Source organism: Kitasatospora sp. NPDC096140, assembly GCF_040303045.1.
In the GTDB taxonomy this organism is placed as follows: Bacteria; Actinomycetota; Actinomycetes; order Streptomycetales; family Streptomycetaceae; genus Kitasatospora.
Genome location: NZ_JBEOUW010000017.1, coordinates 1 through 16,450 on the forward strand (window position 1 = coordinate 1; position 16,450 = coordinate 16,450).

The 16,450-nt window shown below is 76.6% G+C and carries 9 protein-coding genes and 1 pseudogene; 4 read left to right on the forward strand and 6 right to left on the reverse strand.

Going from position 1 to position 16,450, the window contains the following annotated elements:
- Positions 1–224: pseudogene (locus ABT048_RS19240) on the reverse strand (NmrA family transcriptional regulator); the annotation flags it as partial.
- A 410-nt stretch (positions 225–634) separates the two neighbouring features.
- Between ABT048_RS19240 and ABT048_RS19245 the strand changes: the two are divergent.
- From ABT048_RS19245 to ABT048_RS19260, 4 genes are all read left to right on the forward strand, one after another.
- Positions 635–2,005 carry a hypothetical protein gene (locus tag ABT048_RS19245; RefSeq protein ID WP_350522609.1) on the forward strand — a complete coding sequence of 457 codons (1,371 nt, stop codon included), beginning with the start codon at positions 635–637 and terminating at the stop codon, positions 2,003–2,005.
- Between the two features lie 69 nt (positions 2,006–2,074).
- The gene (locus ABT048_RS19250) at positions 2,075–3,370 is read left to right on the forward strand and encodes an AAA family ATPase (RefSeq protein WP_502894039.1); all 1,296 of its coding nucleotides are present in this window, start codon (positions 2,075–2,077) and stop codon (positions 3,368–3,370) included.
- 95 nt (positions 3,371–3,465) lie between these two features.
- Positions 3,466–4,788 (forward strand): vWA domain-containing protein, encoded by a 1,323-nt coding sequence (locus ABT048_RS19255; protein WP_502894040.1) that lies wholly within the window; start codon positions 3,466–3,468, stop codon positions 4,786–4,788.
- 26 nt (positions 4,789–4,814) lie between these two features.
- A complete protein-coding gene (locus tag ABT048_RS19260; protein WP_350522612.1) occupies positions 4,815–5,291 on the forward strand; it encodes a DUF7919 family protein in 477 nt (158 codons plus the stop codon).
- 115 nt (positions 5,292–5,406) lie between these two features.
- Here the strand turns inward: ABT048_RS19260 and ABT048_RS19265 are convergent, their stop codons facing one another.
- From ABT048_RS19265 to ABT048_RS19285, 5 genes are all read right to left on the reverse strand, one after another.
- On the reverse strand, positions 5,407–8,304 hold the full coding sequence (locus ABT048_RS19265; RefSeq protein ID WP_350522613.1) for a condensation domain-containing protein: 2,898 nt from the start codon (positions 8,302–8,304) through the stop codon (positions 5,407–5,409).
- Positions 8,301–10,124, reverse strand: coding sequence for a non-ribosomal peptide synthetase (locus ABT048_RS19270; protein WP_350522614.1), 1,824 nt, complete (start codon positions 10,122–10,124; stop codon positions 8,301–8,303). The genes ABT048_RS19265 and ABT048_RS19270 overlap by 4 nt, the downstream gene beginning before the upstream one ends.
- Before the next feature lie 77 nt (positions 10,125–10,201).
- Positions 10,202–11,989, reverse strand: coding sequence for an amino acid adenylation domain-containing protein (locus ABT048_RS19275; protein ID WP_350522615.1), 1,788 nt, complete (start codon positions 11,987–11,989; stop codon positions 10,202–10,204).
- A 27-nt stretch (positions 11,990–12,016) separates the two neighbouring features.
- Positions 12,017–13,192, reverse strand: coding sequence for an acyl-CoA dehydrogenase family protein (locus tag ABT048_RS19280; RefSeq protein WP_350522616.1), 1,176 nt, complete (start codon positions 13,190–13,192; stop codon positions 12,017–12,019).
- Positions 13,189–16,362, reverse strand: a complete 3,174-nt coding sequence (locus ABT048_RS19285; RefSeq protein WP_350522617.1) for a non-ribosomal peptide synthetase — start codon at positions 16,360–16,362, stop codon at positions 13,189–13,191. Before ABT048_RS19285 ends, ABT048_RS19280 begins: the two co-directional genes overlap by 4 nt.
- Positions 16,363–16,450: the final 88 nt, after the last annotated feature.

Consider the following 16,450-nt stretch of genomic DNA (forward strand, 5'->3'; position numbering starts at 1 on the left):
AGATCCGGGTAATACGTCAGATACGCCGCGCTCACACCCTCCAGCGCCGCCTCCCACGTCCCCTCGTCATGCCAGTCGAACGGCACCGCACCCGAACGCGAACCCACCCGCACCCCGTACCCACGCGCAGCCAGCCGGTCCGCCACCCGCCGACCCGTCTTCCCGGTACCACCGACCACCAGCACGACACCGGCATCCGTCGAAAGATCCACCACACCAGCCATCACGATCACCCTCGCTCGGAGTAGAAACCAGTCGGATCGGTCGGACGGGCCCCGGATCCCGCGGCCCTTCGCGTCCGTCCTTGTGTCCACCAGTCAATGCCACTCCGGGCCGGCGAACCATAGCCTCCGCACTCAGCTCCATGCGCGAGCGTCTACGCGCCCGACACGCCTCGCGCTGCCCCGCCCGGCCCCGTCCGTCCGGGGCCGCGCCTTCTCCGTCCACCACCAGAACACACCCAAGCCGTCACGAACCACCCGTCTCGACCGGCCTTCCACCGGCCCTTGAGCCGTCCGGCGGCGGCACGTCGAAATGCTGTGGCGGGCGGGCCGCCGGGGGCGCTATGCTCCCCGGCGATGACCACTCACGCTGATCACAGAATGGGGGTCCCGTCCGCGAAGAGTGAGTGCTGATGCTCACTTCCACCGCGAACGGGTACGACTCCCGCATCTCCTTCTGGCGGCGCGTACGCGAGTACGCCGTGCCGCCCTCCATGATCGAAACCGCCACCGCCCGCCGTCTGGCCGGCGACTGGGCCGGGGCGTGCGCAGCCGCCAACGTCGAGGTCGACTTCCGCCTCGGGGACGTCGCGCGTCTCCACGGCCGGGAGCTCGCCGACCGGGTTCGCGCCGATCTCCGCTGCCTCGCACCGGACTTGCTGCGCTGGCACCTGCCGCGATCCGCGCCCGACGGGCTGCTGCGGCCCGGGCTCACCATGGCCCTGGCCCGCTACCCGGGCGAGCGGCCGGTGCACCTGGTGGTCCGGACGCCGCCCGCCTGGGCGGAGTACGGCCAGCGGATCGCCCTCGCGCTCTGGGACGGGTCCGGCGGCGACGGCCTCCCGCTCCACCCGCACCCGCGCCCGAGCCGCCGCTTCCGCTACGACCTGCACCGGCACCTCTGGGACGCCGGGCGCAGCGGGGAGCTGGCCGAACGGGCCGGGGCGGGTGCGCCGACCGGCCTTCCTGACACGGGCGTCGGCGATGCCGGGGAGCGGCACGCCGTCGACCGGTGGGCCGCCGAGGCCGCCCTGCTGCGTCGGGCCGACGGGCGCCCCGACGGGCCCGTGGTCGTACGGCTCGGGCGGCGGCGGTTGCTCCTCGGGCCGGACGGGTCCACCACCGGCGCCACCGGGGGCACCTCGGGGCTGCCGCTGCTGCCCGACGCCGCGACCTGGGTGCCGCCCGACCTCGATCTGCTCCGCCGGGGCGCGATCGAGCCGGACCGCCTGCATCCGCTGGTGGCGGCCGCGTTGGTGCCCGGGCACCCGCCCCGGACGGGCCCGTCGGCAGGGCCCGCGCCCGAACGGCTGGTGGACTGCCGCGGGGAGTGGCACCGGATCGGCCTGGTCGACGGGGCACTCGCCCCGCTCGACCACGATCCGGCCCAACTGCGCCGCGAGGAGCTGCTGGCCGCCCTGTCCGGCAGCCCGCTGCCCTGCCTGGTCGCCGTCGACCTGGCGCACCGCCGTCCGCACGAACTGGCCGGTGTCCGCGAACGGTTGGACCACGGCGACACCGCCGGGGCACTGGCCGTCGTCGAGCACCTGCTCGGCCCGGAGGCGGTGCTGCGCGACGGCCCGCTGCGGGACGAGCTGGCGGCCGCCGCCCACCGCCGGATCGCGTACGGCCTCTACCGGACGGGCCTGGTCCGCTCCGGCCTGACCTACCCGCTCGACCACCGCTCCCCGACGTACCGGACGCCCGCGCGCGACGGCGCCTACCGGCCGCGGCCGCGCCACTTCGCCTTGCGCGCCCACCCGCGCCTCGCCACCCTCCGCTGACTCCCGGACCGGCACCGGCGCCCGCCGGGACCGTTCCGCCCGTGACCCCTCAGGTGATCACCCATGACCATGACCATGACCGTGCCCGCACCCACCCCCGAGGCCTCGCAGGGCGAAGCCGACCGCCCCGAGGCCGACCGCCCCGAGGCCGCGCAGCGCGAGCCCTCGCGGCTCGACGTCGCCCGCCGGCTGCTCGACCTGCTCGACGACACCGCCACCGAACCGCGCGCCGACACCCAACTGGAAGCCCTCACCCTGGCCGTGGCCGCCGACCTGCCCGTGCTGCTCTGGGGCGAGCCCGGCATCGGCAAGACCGCCGCGATCAACCAGCTCGCCGAGGCGCTGGAACTGCCGCTGACCACGGTGATCGCCAGCGTCCACGAGCCCTCCGACTTCTCCGGGCTGCCCGTCGTCGGCGACGACCCGGCGCACCAGGGCGTGCCGATGGCCCCGCCGGACTGGGCGGTGCGGCTGGTGCGCGCCGGGCGCGGGCTGCTGTTCCTGGACGAGCTGTCCACCGCGCCGCCCGCCGTCCAGGCCGCGCTGCTCCGGGTGGTCCTGGAGCGCCGCATCGGCACGCTCCGGCTCCCGCCGGGCGTCCGGATCGTGGCCGCCGCCAACCCGCGCGCCTCGGCGGCCGACGGCTGGGAGCTGAGCCCGCCGCTGGCCAACCGCTTCGTCCACCTGCAGTGGGTGCACGACCACGAGGTGGTGGTGCGCGGCCTCGGCGGGGTCTGGCCGGTGGCCACCCTGCCCCGGCTCGACCCGCAGGCGCTGCCGGCGGCCGTCGCACACGCGCGGCGCGCAGTGTGCGGGCTGCTGACCACCCGCCCGGAGCTGGTGCACCGGCTGCCCACCACCGAGACCCGGCGCGGCGGCGCCTGGCCGTCCCCGCGCAGCTGGGACATGGCGCTGCGGCTGATCGCCTTCGCGACCGCGGCCGGGTCCGAGCGCGAGGTGCTGTCGCTGCTGGTCCGCGGCACCGTCGGCGACGGCCCGGGGCTGGAGCTGATGGCGAGCATGGACCGGATGGACCTGCCCGACCCGGAGGACCTGCTCGCCGACCCGGCGGGCGCGGAACTGCCCGAGCGCGGGGACCTCCGCCAGGCGGTGCTGGACGGGGTGGTCGCGGCGGTGCGCAACCGGCCGGACCGTCGGCGCTGGGACTCGGCCTGGGCGCTGCTGGCCCGGGCGCTGGAGACCGGCGCACCGGACCTGGTGGTCGTCCCGGCCACCACGCTCGCCTCGCTGCGGCGGGAGGACTGGGACGTGCCGGAGGCGATCGAGCGGCTGGCCCCGGCGCTGGCGCTCTCCCGCCGGGCCGACCGCGCCGCCGCCCGGGCGGCGGAGAAGGCGGGCCGATGAGTACGGCTGCCGTGCCGGACGCCGGGAAGCCGGGCGCCGGGAAGCCGGGCATGGGGCTGCCGGGCACCGGGAAGCCGGGCGCCGGGAAGCCGGGTATGGGGCTGCCGGGCACTGGTACGTCGGGCGCCGGGAAACCCCGTCCCGGACCTCCGCACCCCAGGAAGCCGGGCACCGCGAAGCCGTACGCCTCGAAGCCGTACGCCGCGAAGCTGGACGTCGAGAAGCTGTACGCCGCCCGGCTGCAGGCCGCCCGCGCCCGGCCGTACCTGTCGACGGCCCTGTTCGCGCTGCACCTGGTGGAGTCGCGGGAGGTGCCGACGATGGCCGTGGACAAGTACTGGCGCTGCTACGCCTCGCCGGTCTTCGTCAACCGCACGCCGGTGGAGGAACTGGCCGGCGTCTGGGTGCACGAGGTCTCCCACCTGCTGCGGGACCACCACGGGCGCAGCGACCGGATCGCCCGCGAGCTCGGCCTGGAGGGCCCGGCGGCGCAGCTGCGCACGAACATCGCCGCCGACTGCGAGATCAACGACGACGTGTACGGGGACGGTCTGGTCGAGCCGGCCGGGGCGCTGCGGCCGGAACGCCTGCGGCTGCCGGAGGGCCTCCTGATGGAGGAGTACCTGCGCGCCTACCGGTTCCTCCCGCGCGACCTGGACACGGCCTGGCTGGACTGCGGCAGCGGCGCCGACGGCACCGACCGCCCCTGGGAGTTGGGCCCCGACGGTGCCCACGGGTTGAGCGCGCAGGAGCGCGACGCCGTCCGCTTCCGGGTCGCCGAGGGGATCCGGGGCCGCCCCGGCGACACCCCGGCGGGCTGGCGGCGCTGGGCCGAGGAGGCGTTCCACCCGCCGCAGCCGTGGCGGCAGTTGCTGGGGGCGGCGATGCGCTCGGCGGTCTCCGGTCCGGGCACCGGCGAGGACTACAGCTACGGCCGCCCGGCCCGCCGTTCGGCCGCGGTGCCGGGCGTGGTGCTGCCGAGCCTGCGGCGGCGGCCGCCCCGGGTCGCGGTGGTGATCGACACCTCCGGGTCGGTCTCGGACGACGAGCTGGGCAGCGCGCTGCTGGAGGTCGCGGCGATCGCGCGGGCGGTCGGCGGCCGCCGTGACCAGGTCACGGTGGTCCCGTGCGACGCGGCTCCCCAGGCCGTGCACTCGGTGTGCCGGTCGGCGGGCATCCCGCTGATCGGCGGCGGCGGCACGGACCTGCGCGCCGGCTTCGGTGCCGCCCTGGGCACCACGCCCCGGCCGGACGTCGTGGTGGTGCTGACGGACGGCCAGACCCCGTGGCCGTCCGCCGCGCCGCCCTGCCGCACCGTCGTCGGCCTCTTCCCCCGCCCCGGCAGCTACAACGAGTCCGACCCGGACTACCGGCCGGAGGCGCCGCCGGAGTGGGCCAGGGTGGTGACCATCGGGTGAGCGGGCCGATCGGGCATGATGCGTCGGTGTTCTACGAAGATCTGACCGAATACACCTACAGTGCCGACGACGCGTTCACGGACCCGCAGTCCGGGTTCTACGCGCTCTGGTACCGGCCCGCGTACACCCGATTGAACGTCGGCTGGCTGCAGCAGGGCGAGCCGTACCCGACCGGGGACGTGCCCGCCGGGTTCGTGGAGAAGCTGGCGGCCGTCCAGCGGGTGCAGTGGATGAACGTCTGCCTCGGGGTCCACGAGTGCGACCTCTGCCCGGACGAGGGGCCGGAGGGAAACGGCGAACTGCGGATCCCGGGTGCGCCGTCGGTCGCCTACGCGGCGCCGTTCCTGATCACCCACTACGTCACCGCCCACGGCTACCGGCCGCCCGCGGAGTTCGTGGCCGCCGTCCTCGCGGTCGACGTCGACGCGTGGGCGGCGGCCCGGTGGCCCGAGGTGCCGTTCCCGTGGGTGCCGCAGGAGGGTGTCGAGTGGCTGCTGGAATAGCAGCGGTTTCGGCGACCTCGGCAGCTTGGGCGACTTCGGCGACTCCGACGGCTGCCGTGGCCGGGCGGAGGGGTCCGCTGCCCGGGGACCCCTCCGTCCGGAGCCTGCTCGGCCGTCAGCCGACCATGGCCGCCAGCACGCTGCGCCAGTCCTCGCCCGGCTCGGGCGTGAGCGCTCCGGCCAGGGTCCCGGCCCGGTAGCGCCAGGGGCGGCGCAGCTCCGCGTCGGCGTCGGGGCCTACGGTGAGCGGGCTGGAGGAGCCGAGCAGGCGCACCAGTTCGGCCGTGAAGTCCGCCCAGGAGACGTGCCCGCTCACCGCGTTGACGACCCGCCCGGCCGCCGGGTGCTCCGGGACGGCGCAGGCGGCGAGCGCGCGGGCCAGGGCCGCGGCGTGCACCCAGGAGGCGCCGTACCAGCCCTCGTCCTCCGGCAGGCGGATGGGCCGGCCGGCCAGGGCGGCCTGGTAGAGCTCGCCGGTGGAGCCCCAGCGGAGCTGGTCGCGCAGGCGGTGGTGCGGGCCCCAGACGATCGGGGCGCGTACGGCGGTGACCGGTCCGCGGCCGGTGGCGGCGGCGTCGAACAGGATGCGCTCGCAGTCCAGCTTGGCCTGCCCGTACGGGGTGACCGCCGTACCGCTCGGAGCGCCCTCGGGGACCTCGGTGCCCTCGGGGCGGCCGTACGCGTCGATACTGCTGACGAAGACGAACGGGCCGCCCCGCCAGCCGTCCACCAGGGCGCGCATCGCGGCGAGGTCGGTGGCGTGGTCGGTGAAGGTGCACGCGGAGTGGATCACGGCGTCCACGCCCTCGACGGCGTTCCGCAGGCTGTCCGCGTCGGCGAGGTCGCCCTCCGCCACCTCGGCGCCGTTCAGCGCGGGCAGGTGCGCGGACTCGGGCCGGACCAGGACGCGCACCGGCCTGCCCTGGGCGATCAGCTCCTGCAGGACGGCCGCACCGACCCCGCCGGTCGCGCCGGTGAGCAGGACGGTGCCGGTGCGGGGGCGGGGGCGGGTGCGCGGGCGGGTGCCGGTCCTGGCCTGGGCGGCGCGGCGCTCGTCCTCCCGGGCGGCCAGGACGGCGGCGAGGGCGCGTGGGGTGCGCTGCTCCAGGATGTCGAGGCCGGTGAGCGGCAGCCCGGTGCGGGTGCGCAGGCGTTCGGCGAGCTGGACGGCGACCAGGGAGTGGCCGCCGAGGGCGAAGAAGTCGCCGTCGGCGGGCGGGGTGGTGCCGAGCAGTTCGCCGAAGGCCGTACGGACGGTGTCGATCGGGCCGTCCGCGGCCGGGCTGCCCCCGATCGGCCCCTCCCCCGCCCGGCGGTCCCCGGTCGCGCCGGGGAGCCGGCCGCGGTCGGGGGTGCCGTCGGGGTGCCGGGGGATCCGGTCCAGCAGCGTGACCGCGAGCGGGAGTTCGGCGGCCGGGAGGTGTCGGCGCAGGGCCGCCCGCAGCTGGGCGCCGTTCGGGGCGACCGGTCCGCGGACCACGGCGTAGGCGAGTGGCGGGCCGTCGGCGCTCTCGACCACGGCCGCCTCGACCACCCCGGGATCGGCCAGCAGGTGTGCCAGCACCGGGTGTTCGGCGGCGACCAGCAGGCGGCCGGGCAGCTCGGACAGGGGCTGGTCCGCCTCCTGGGCCACGGCCGCGAGCAGCGCGGCGAAGGCGTCGAGCAGCCGTCCGGCGGTGGTCGCGTCCAGCGCGTCCCGGTCGTGCTGCACCAGGCAGCGCGGCGCCGGGCCGTCCTCCACGAGCAGTGCCAGGCCGAACTTGGCGAGCCCCAGGTCGAGTTCGACGGTCTCGGATTCCAGGCCCGGCAGTGTCAGCGGGGCGACGGGCTGGACGAGGTCGCAGCTGACCGACAGCAGCGGGGTGCCGTCCGCGCCCCGGGCGGCCGCGCCGAGCCGCTCGACCACGAGGTCGAAGGGCACGTCGTGGTGCCGCTGGGCGTCGAGCAGCTCGCCGCGCACCGCCGTCAGCAGCTCCGCGAACGTCGGGTCCGCGAACGTCGGGTCCGCGAACGTCGGGTCCGCGAACGACGGGGGCCCAGCCGGATCGACCCGTACGGCAAGGGTGTTGACCGCGAGGCCGACGGTGTGCCGCAGGTCGGGCCTGGCCCGGTGGCCACTGGCGCACCCGAGGACGAGGTCGTTGCCCTGCCCGGTGGCGGCCCGCAGGGCGGCGAACGCGGCGGCCAGGACGACGGTGAACAGCGTGGCCCCGTGCCGGGCGCCGAGGCTACGCAGGCCGTCCAGGACGGCGGGGTCCAGCGGGGCGGCGTGCAGCACGGCCCGGCGCTCGCGGGCCCCGGGCGGGACGGGCCGCAGCAGCGCCGGCGGACGGGCTCCGGCCAGCCGGGCGGCGAGGGTGTCGGCGGCGGCGGTGAGTTCGGCGTCCCGGGCGCGCTCCTGGCGGGCGTACTCGGCGTACGACGGCCCGGGGGGCGGCAGTTCGGGTGCCGCGCCGTCGCGGGCGGCGGCGTAGAGCGCGGCCAGGTCGACGGCCAGAACGGGCAACGATCCGCCGTCGACGGCGATGTGATGGATCGTCAGCACCAGCGTGTGGTCCTCCGGCGCGTGCCGCAGCAGCAGGGCGCGCAGCACCGGGCCGGCCGCGAGGTCGAAGGGCCGGGCGGCCTCGGCGGCGAGCCGGTCCGAGGCGGCGGCGTCCGTCCCGGCGTCCACGACCGGCAGCGGCACCGGCGCCACCGGGTCGACCTGCTGGTACGGCTGTTCGCCCCGGCGCGGGTAGCGGGTGCGCAGGACGGCGTGCCGCTCGGTCAGCCCGGTGATCGCGGCGGCGAGGGCGGCCCGGTCGAGTGGGCCGCGCAGCCGGGCGGCGATCGGGACGTTGTAGAGGGCGCCGCCCTGGCCGAGGTGGTCCATCAGCCACATGCGCTGCTGGGCGTGCGAGAGCGGGGCCGGCCCGTCGTCGGGCACGGCCGGGCCCTGCGGCGGGGTGGCGGCGGCGCTGCGCCGGCTGCGGGCGCGGCGCAGCAGGTCGGCCTGGTCCACGGCGCTCATCGGCCCGCTCCCGGGGTGTCGTCCGAGCCGGCCGGGCCCTCGGGGGCCGCCGGATCCCCGGCGCCGTCCGGCCCGTCGGCTTCGCGCAGCGCTCGTTCGAGCAGTTCCGCCTGTCCGACGACGGTCGGGTGGCCGAGGAAGTCGGCGAGCGACAGCTCGACCCCGAGGTCCTCGCGCAGGTCGTCCACGACCCACATGGCGAGCAGCGAGTGGCCGCCCTCGGCGAGGAAGTCGGCGGCCGGGTCGGTGATCGGGCGTTCCAGGCCGCGGCTCCAGGCCTCGGCGACGACCTGCTGGATCGGGGTGAGCGCGCCGGCCCCGGAGGGGCGCTGCCCGGCCGGTTCGTCGGCGGCCAGCGCCCGCCGGTCCACCTTGCCGGTGCCGGTCAGCGGCAGGGCGTCGAGCACGGTCCACGCGGTGGGCACCAGGTGGGCGGGAAGCCGCTCGGCGAGCCGGGCGCGCAGCGTGTCGACGGCCTGGCCGGCGCCCTCGGTGAGGACGAGGCAGGCGGTGAGGGCGGCGTCGGTCTGCCCGGCCCGGCGGACGACGACCGCCGCCTCGGCGACCTCGGGGAGCTGCAGCAGTGCGTGTTCGACCTCGCCCGGTTCGATCCGGAAGCCGCGCAGCTTGACCTGCTCGTCCGTCCGGCCGTGGAACTCCAGGGTGCCGTCGGGGAGTCGGCGGGCGAGGTCGCCGCTCCGGTAGGCGCGTCCGACGCCGGGCAGCTCGCGGAAGCGCTCGGCGGTCAGCTCGGGGCGGTTCAGGTAGCCCTGGGCGAGGCGGTCCCCGGCGATCCACAGTTCGCCGACGGTGCCCGGCGGCACCGGGGCGAGCTGCTCGTCCAGGACCAGGGCGCGGGCCCCGCCGAACGTCCGGCCGATCGGGATGGCGCCGGCGCAGTCGGCCCGGGTGACCCGGTGCAGGGTGGTGAAGGTGGTCGCCTCGGTGGGCCCGTAGACGTTGACCAGTTCGAGCCACGGGAAGGCGCGCAGCACGGCGCCCGCGTGCTCGGGCGACAGCACCTCGCCGCCGACGGCCACGGTGCGCAGCACGCCGAAGATCCGGGACTGCCGGGCGGCCAGGTGGTGGAAGAGCGCGCTGGTGAGCAGCAGGGTGGTGACGCCGAACCGCTCGACGTCGCGGCCGAGTTCCTCGGCGGTGGGCCGGTCGGCCGGGGAGACGGCGACGGCGGCGCCGCGGGCCAGCGGGGCCCACAGTTCGAAGGTGGAGGCGTCGAAGGTGACGGCGGAGTGGAAGAGCACCCGGTCGCGCGGGCCGAGGGCGATGGCGTCCGGGGCGGTGACCAGGTCGGCGACGGCGCCGTGCGGGACGAGCACGCCCTTGGCGCGGCCGGTGGAGCCGGAGGTGTAGAACACCAGGGCGGGCGCGGCCGGGTCGGCGGCGTCGGGCGTCACCGGCCCGGTGGTGTCGGTGCCGTGGTCGGTCAGGACGAGGGTCTGCTCCTCGGTGAGCCCGGCTTCGGCGAGCAGGGCCTTGTCGCCGAGGACGAGCCGCACGCCGGCGTCGGAGGTCATCTCGGCGATGCGCGGGCGCGGGTAGGCGGGGTCGAGCGGCAGGACGTGGGCGCCGGTGCGCCAGATCGCGAGCTGGGCGACGACCAGGCGGGTGGAGCGGGCGCAGAGCAGGCCGACGGCGCTGCCGGGGCCGATCCCCCGGGCGGTCAGCACGGCGGACAACTGCGCTGCGGCGTCGACGAGTTCGCGGTAGGTGAGGACGGTGGAGCCATCGGTCACGGCGAGCGCGTCGGGCTGCCGTTCGGCCTGCCGGGCGATCAGCGCGGGCAGGGTCGCGGTGGTCATGGTGGTTCCCTTCCGGGCGCCCCGGCGGCAGGGCCGGGGCGCCCCAGTGAGGAGGTGCGGGCGGAGTCGGTCGGGGCTCAGGCGGTCGCGGCCGAGGCGGCGACCCGTTCCTCGACCAGTCGGGCGACGGCCCGCAGGTCCGGCTGGCGCAGCACGAGGGGCGCGCGCAGCCGGATCCCGTACTCGCTCTCCAGCGCCTCCAGCAGTCGGGCGGCCGCGAGCGAGTTGCCGCCCGAGGCCAGGAAGTTGTCGGCGGGCCCGAGGTCGGCGCGGCCGATCAGCTCGCGGCAGAGCTTGAGCACGGTGCGCTCGACGGGGGTGTCGCCCTCCTCGCCGACCGGCTCTGGCTGTTCGGCGGCCAGCAGCGCGTGGCGGTCGACCTTGCCGTTGGCGTCCAGCGGGTAGCGCTCCACCAGCCGGACGGCCGACGGGACGGCCTGCTCGGGCAGCCAGGGCCGGACGGCGTCGAGCAGCCGCTCGGGGTCGGCACCGCCGTCCGCGCCGTCCTCGGGCTGGACGAAGGCGAGCAGCCGGACGCCGCCGGTGGGCGCCTGCTCGGCGGCGACCACCGCCCGGCGCACCCGCGGGTCACGCTCGAACGCGGCCTCGACCTCGGCGGGTTCGATCCGCACGCCGCTGACCTTGACCTGGTCGTCCAGGCGGCCGTGGAACTCCAGCACCCCGTCGGGGCGCATGACGACCCGGTCGCCGGTGCGGTAGACCCGGTCGGTGCCGTCCACGCCCTCGGGCGCGCCGACGAAGCGGCGGGCGGTCAGCTCCGGGTCGAGGTACCCGGCGGCCAGGCCCCGGCCGCCGATCCGCAGCTCTCCGGCGACGCCGCGCGGCACCGGCCGGCCGTCCTCGTCGGTGACCAGCACGACCGCGCCCGCGATCGGCAGCCCGATCGGCGGGGCGCCGGCGCCGTGGTCGACGCCGGGGGCCATGGTGTGCACGGTGGTGGTGACGGTGGCCTCGGCGGGGCCGTAGGCGTTGTGCACGGCCGCGGTGACGTCCGGCCCGGGGGCGCGGCGCAGCCGGTCGCCGCCGATGGTGAGGTGGCGCAGCGCCGAACCGGCGGGCCAGGGCCGGCCCAGGACGGGCTCGGCCAGCGGGGTGGGCAGCACGGCCACGGTGATGCCGGCCTCGCACCACCAGTCGGTGAGCGCGCCGGAGTCCCAGCGGACGGCCTCGGGGGCGACGACCAGGGCGGCGCCGGAGGTGAGGCCGGCCCACAGCTCCATCACGTGCGGGTCGAAGGCGACGCCGATGAGCAGGCTGTGCCGCTCGCCGGGGCCGAGGCCGGTCAGTTCGCGGTACCAGTGCAGCAGGGCGCCGAGCGCGGGCTCGGTGACGGCGACGGCCTTCGGGGTGCCGGTGGAGCCGGAGGTGAGCACCGCGTAGTGGGTGCCGGCGGGGACGCGCACCTGCTCGCCGGGGGCCAGGGCGGCCACCACGCCGCCGGTGGGCAGGTCCAGCGGCAGCCGGTCGCCGCCGGGCGGCAGCAGGTCCGGCTCGCCGATCAGGCAGGCCGGGCGCAGCTGCTCGGCGACGGCCCGCAGGCGGTGCTCGCCGGGGCGCGGGCCGAGCGGCAGGTGGACGGCGCCGAGCTTGGCGGCGGCCAGGGTGACGGCCACCAGGTCCACCGAGTGGCCGAGGCAGACGCCGAGGAGGTCACCGGGGCCGACCCTGTCGCGCAGGGCCTCGGCGGTTCTGTCGGCGAGGTGGTCGACTTCGGCGTAGCTGTAGGTCCGTTCGCCGTCGATCAGGGCGGGGGCGTCCGGGGTGCGGTGCGCCCAGGTGGTGAACAGGTCGAGGACCGCGCCGTCCTGGTGCGGACGGCCGTATCCGATGCTCGGGGAATCCATCGTGGTCTCCAAAGTCGTGACGAACCGTCAGTTCAGGCCCATGGAACGGGCGATGATCACCTTCTGCACCTCGGAGGTGCCCTCGATGATCGTGGTCATCCGCACGTAGCGGTACAGGAACTCCAGCCGGTGGCCGCGCACCCAGCCGGTGGCGCCGTGCACCTGGAGCGAGCGGTCCACCGCGCGCACGGCGGTCTCGGAGGCGGTGAGCTTGGCGAGCGCGGCGTTCTCGGGCGACTCGGTGCCCTCGTCGACCAGCCGGGCGCAGGCGAGGGTGAGCAGCTTGGAGGCCTCGACCTCGGCCCGGGTGGACACCAGGTGCTCCTGGACGTGCTGGTACTCGCCGATCACCCGGCCGAAGGCGCGCCGGTCCTTGGCGTACTCGACGCCGACGCGCAGCGCGTACTCGGCGATGCCGTTGCACATCGCGGCGACCACCAGGCGGCCGCGGGAGAGGCTGTCGATGGCGAGGGCGGTGGCCGCGCCGACGCCCTCCTCGCCGCCGATCACGGCCTCCGGGCCGACGGTGACCCGGTCGAGCAGCAGCTCGAACAGCGGCTCGCCGGACATGCCCTCGTAGCGCTGGCCGATGCGCAGGCCGGGCTGGTCCATCGGCAGCACGAAGGCGGTGGAGCCGCCGGTGGGGCCGGCGCCGTCGCCGAAGTCGGTGGCGGCGACGACCAGCGCGATCCCGGCGTGCTCGGCGTTGCTGACGAAGGTCTTGCGGCCGTTCAGCACCCACCGGTCGCCCTCGCGCACCGCGGTGGTGGTGAGCCGGAAGGCGTCGGAGCCGGCGTGCGGCTCGGTGAGGGCGAGGCAGCGGGTCTGCTCGCCGCGCACCAGCGGGATCAGGTGGCGCTCGACCTGCTCGGGGGTGCCGTTGCGCAGCAGCGGGCTGGGGCCGTCCGAGCCGGCCAGGGCGTACGGTGCGAGGACGCAGCCGCTGCGCCCGGCGGCGTGGTGCAGCAGGACGACGGCGGTGAAGGGCATGCCGGAGCCGCCGAGCTCCTCGGGGTAGTCGCCCGCGTAGAAGCCGAGCGCGGCGGAGCGCTTGCGGACGTAGGTGCGCAGGTCGCCGGGCACCTGGTCGGCGGTCTCCGGCAACTCGGCGGCCAGCGGGACGAGTTCGCGGCGCACGAAGCTCTCGAAGGCCTCGACGATTTCGCGGTGGCCGTCCTCCAGGACGGCGGAGGGGGCGGTCACTTCTCTCCTCCGGTGAGGACGCGGGCCTGGTCGGCCAGGACGGCGTGGCGGAACAGGGTGCGCAGCGGCGGGCGGCTGCCGAGGTGCGGTTCCAGCTGGGCGGCGAGCTCGGCGGCGAGCAGCGAGTGGCCGCCGACCTCGAAGAAGTGCGAGTCCGCGGTGAAGCGGTCGTGGCCGAGCACGGCGCGCCAGGCGGCGGCGATCACCTCCTGGCCGGGGTCGGCGAAGGTGCTCGGCGCGGCGGGCGCCTCGGCGGCCTGGTCGGCGCTCTCGTCCGCGAGCCGGGCGAGGGCGGCGCGGTCGGGCTTGCCGCCGGGCAGGGTGGGCATCGCCGCGACGGCGGTCCAGGTCGCCGGGACGAGTCCGCCGGGCAGCCGGCGGGCGAGCGCGTCGTGCAGGGCGGCCTGGTCGGGGCGCTCGGCGCCCTCCAGGAAGCCGATCAGGCGGGGGCCGTTCTGCGGGTCGGTGTGCAGCACCACCGCGCAGGAGCGGCCGCCGAGTTCGGCGGAGGCTGCGGCCTCGATCTCCTCCAGCTCGATCCGGTGGCCGCGCAGCTTGACCTGGTTGTCGGCGCGGCCGAGGAAGCGGAGCCGGCCCTCCAGGTCGCGGTAGCCGCGGTCGCCGGTGCGGTAGACGCGGGCGCCGTCGAGCGCGGGGACGGTGACGAAGCGGGCGGCGGTCGGCTCCGGCAGGCCGGGGTAGCCGTCGGCCACCATCGCCCCGCCGACCACGAGTTCGCCGACGCAGCCGGCCGGGAGCGGGCGCAGCGTGTCGTCCAGGACGTGCATCCGTACGCCGTCCAGCTCGGTGCCGAGCGGGATCTCGCCGTCCGCGGCGACGTCGGCGGCGGTCACCTCGTGGACGGTGGAGGTGACGGTGGCCTCGGTGACGCCGTAGGCGTTCAGCACGGTGGTGGCCCCGGCGAGGTCGGTGAGCGCCCGTGCGGGCAGGCGCTCGCCGCCGAGGACGAGCAGCCGGGGCGTCCAGCGGCCGTCGCGCAGCGCCTCGCGCAGGTCCTCGCGGACGGCCAGCAGGTAGCTGGTCGGCAGGTTGGCGACGGTGACGCCGCGGGCGGCCAGGACGGCCACCAGCTCGGGCCCGGTGGGCACCTCGCGCTGCGGCACGACCAGGGCGGCGCCGACGGCGAGGGCGGGCAGCACCTCCTCCAGCGCCACGTCGAAGGACGGCCGGGCGAACAGCAGCACGCGGTCGGCGGGGGTGAGTTCGTAGCGGGCGGCGATCGCGGCGACGTACCCGGCGAGCGCCTCGCGGCCGACCTGCACGGGCTTGGGCACGCCGGTGGAGCCGGAGGTGTGGATCAGGTACGCGGCGCCGTCCAGGACGGCGGCGGGCTCGGCCTTCGGGAAGGCCGGGCCGTCCAGCAGTGCCGGGGTGACGCCCTCGGCGGGCAGCGCGAGGGCGCTCTGCCGGGTGGCCAGGACGAGCGCCGGGCTCAGCCGCTCCAGCAGCAGCCCGAGCCGGGCCGCCGGGTCCTCGGTGGACAGCGGCGCGTGGACGGCGCCGTGGCGCAGGCAGGCGAGCAGGGCGACCACGCTGTCGGTGCCGCGCGGCAGCACGGTGGCCACCGGCTGGCCGGGCGTGACCCCGGCGGCGCGCAGGCGCTCGACCAACTCGGTGACGCGGCGGTCGAGTTCGCCGTAGCTGATCCGTTCGGTGCCGGCCAGCAGGGCGAGTGCGGTCGGGTCGTGGGCGGCGGCCGGGTCGAGCAGGGCCGGTGCGCCGGCGGGCGCGGCGCCCGCCCACGCGGTGTCCGTCCGCGCGGCTCCGGCCGGCGCGGCGTCGGACCCGGCCTCGGACACGGACACGGCTTCGGACGCGTCCTCGGACGCGGGGGCCAGCTCGGCGATCGGCGCCTGCGGACGGTCGAGGTAGCAGCGCAGCAGCTCCAGCAGCCGCTCGGAGAGCAGCACGGCCTCGGACTCGCGGAACAGGTCCGCGTCGTAGTCCCAGACCAGGGTCATCCCGGCGGCGCCGTGCTTCTCGCCGACCACCCGGCGGTCGTCCGGCAGCAGCACCAGGTCGAGGTCGAAGCGGGTGGTGCCGGTGTTGAAGCCCTCGTACAGCGAGACCTCCAGCCCGGGCGCCTGGACGTCCGGGAGCGCGGCGTCGTGCGCGCTGAACATCACGTTCCACAGCGGGTTGTCGGCGCCGCTGGTGTGCAGGCCCAGACGGCGGGTCAGCTCCTGCACCGGAAGGTCCTGGTAGGGCAGCGCGCGCATCAGGACGTCGGTCGCCTCGTCGACGGCGTCGGTGCCGGACGCGGCGGGGTCGAGCCGCAGGCGCAGCGGCACGGTGTTCACGAACATGCCGACGGTGCCCTCGAAGCCCTCCGGGCGGTTGCCGACGGCCGTGCCGATCACCATCTCGCGGTGGCCGCTGTGCCGGCGCAGCAGTTCGGCGAGCAGCGCGAGCAGGGTGCTGAACGGGGTGTGGCCGTCCGCCGTGCTGCGCTCGCGCAGCCGCTCGGCCAGGTCGGCGCCGATCGCCTGGCGCAGCTGGCCGCCGCGGTGGCGGCGCTCGACGCCCGGCCGGGCCAGGCCGGGCAGGGCGACCTCGCGCGGCGCGTCGGTCAGCTCGCGGGTCCAGAAGTCGAGGGCGCGCTCGCGGGAGACGTCGGCGGCGGTCCGCGCGTGGTCCTCGTACGAGGGCGCGGCGGGCAGCTCGTAGGGCTCGCCGAGGACGCGGGCGCGGTAGACGGTGAACAGGTCGCGCAGCAGGATCGCGAAGGAGTGGCCGTCGTGGACGAGGTGGTGCTCGACGTGGATCAGCCGGTGGTGGTCCTCGGCGAGCCGGACCAGGTGCCAGCGCAGCACCGGGGCCCGCTCGGTGTCGACCGGCTCCTCGGCCTCGGCGGCCAGCAGCCGGCGGAAGGCCGCCTCCGGGTCCTCCTCGGCGGTGAAGTCGCTGTGGCGCAGCTCCGGGCGGCACCCCTCGGCGACCCGCTGGCCGGGCAGCCCCTCCGGTGTGGGCACCAACTCCAGGCGCAGGCCGGGGTGGTGGTCCAGGACGGCGCCCAGACCGGCGTGCAGGGCGTCCCGGTCGAGGGTGCCCCACAGGTCGAGGACGGCGGTGAAGTTGTAGGCGCGGCTTCCCGGCAGCATCTGCTCGTGCAGCCAGACGATCTCCTGCGACGGAGAGAGTGCGAACATGAACGGTTCCCTTGAGTGGTGGGCTTTGTCGGCACTGCGGTGGCCGGGAGCGGGTGTGGGGTGGACCCGCTGCGGCCGGGTGGCCCGG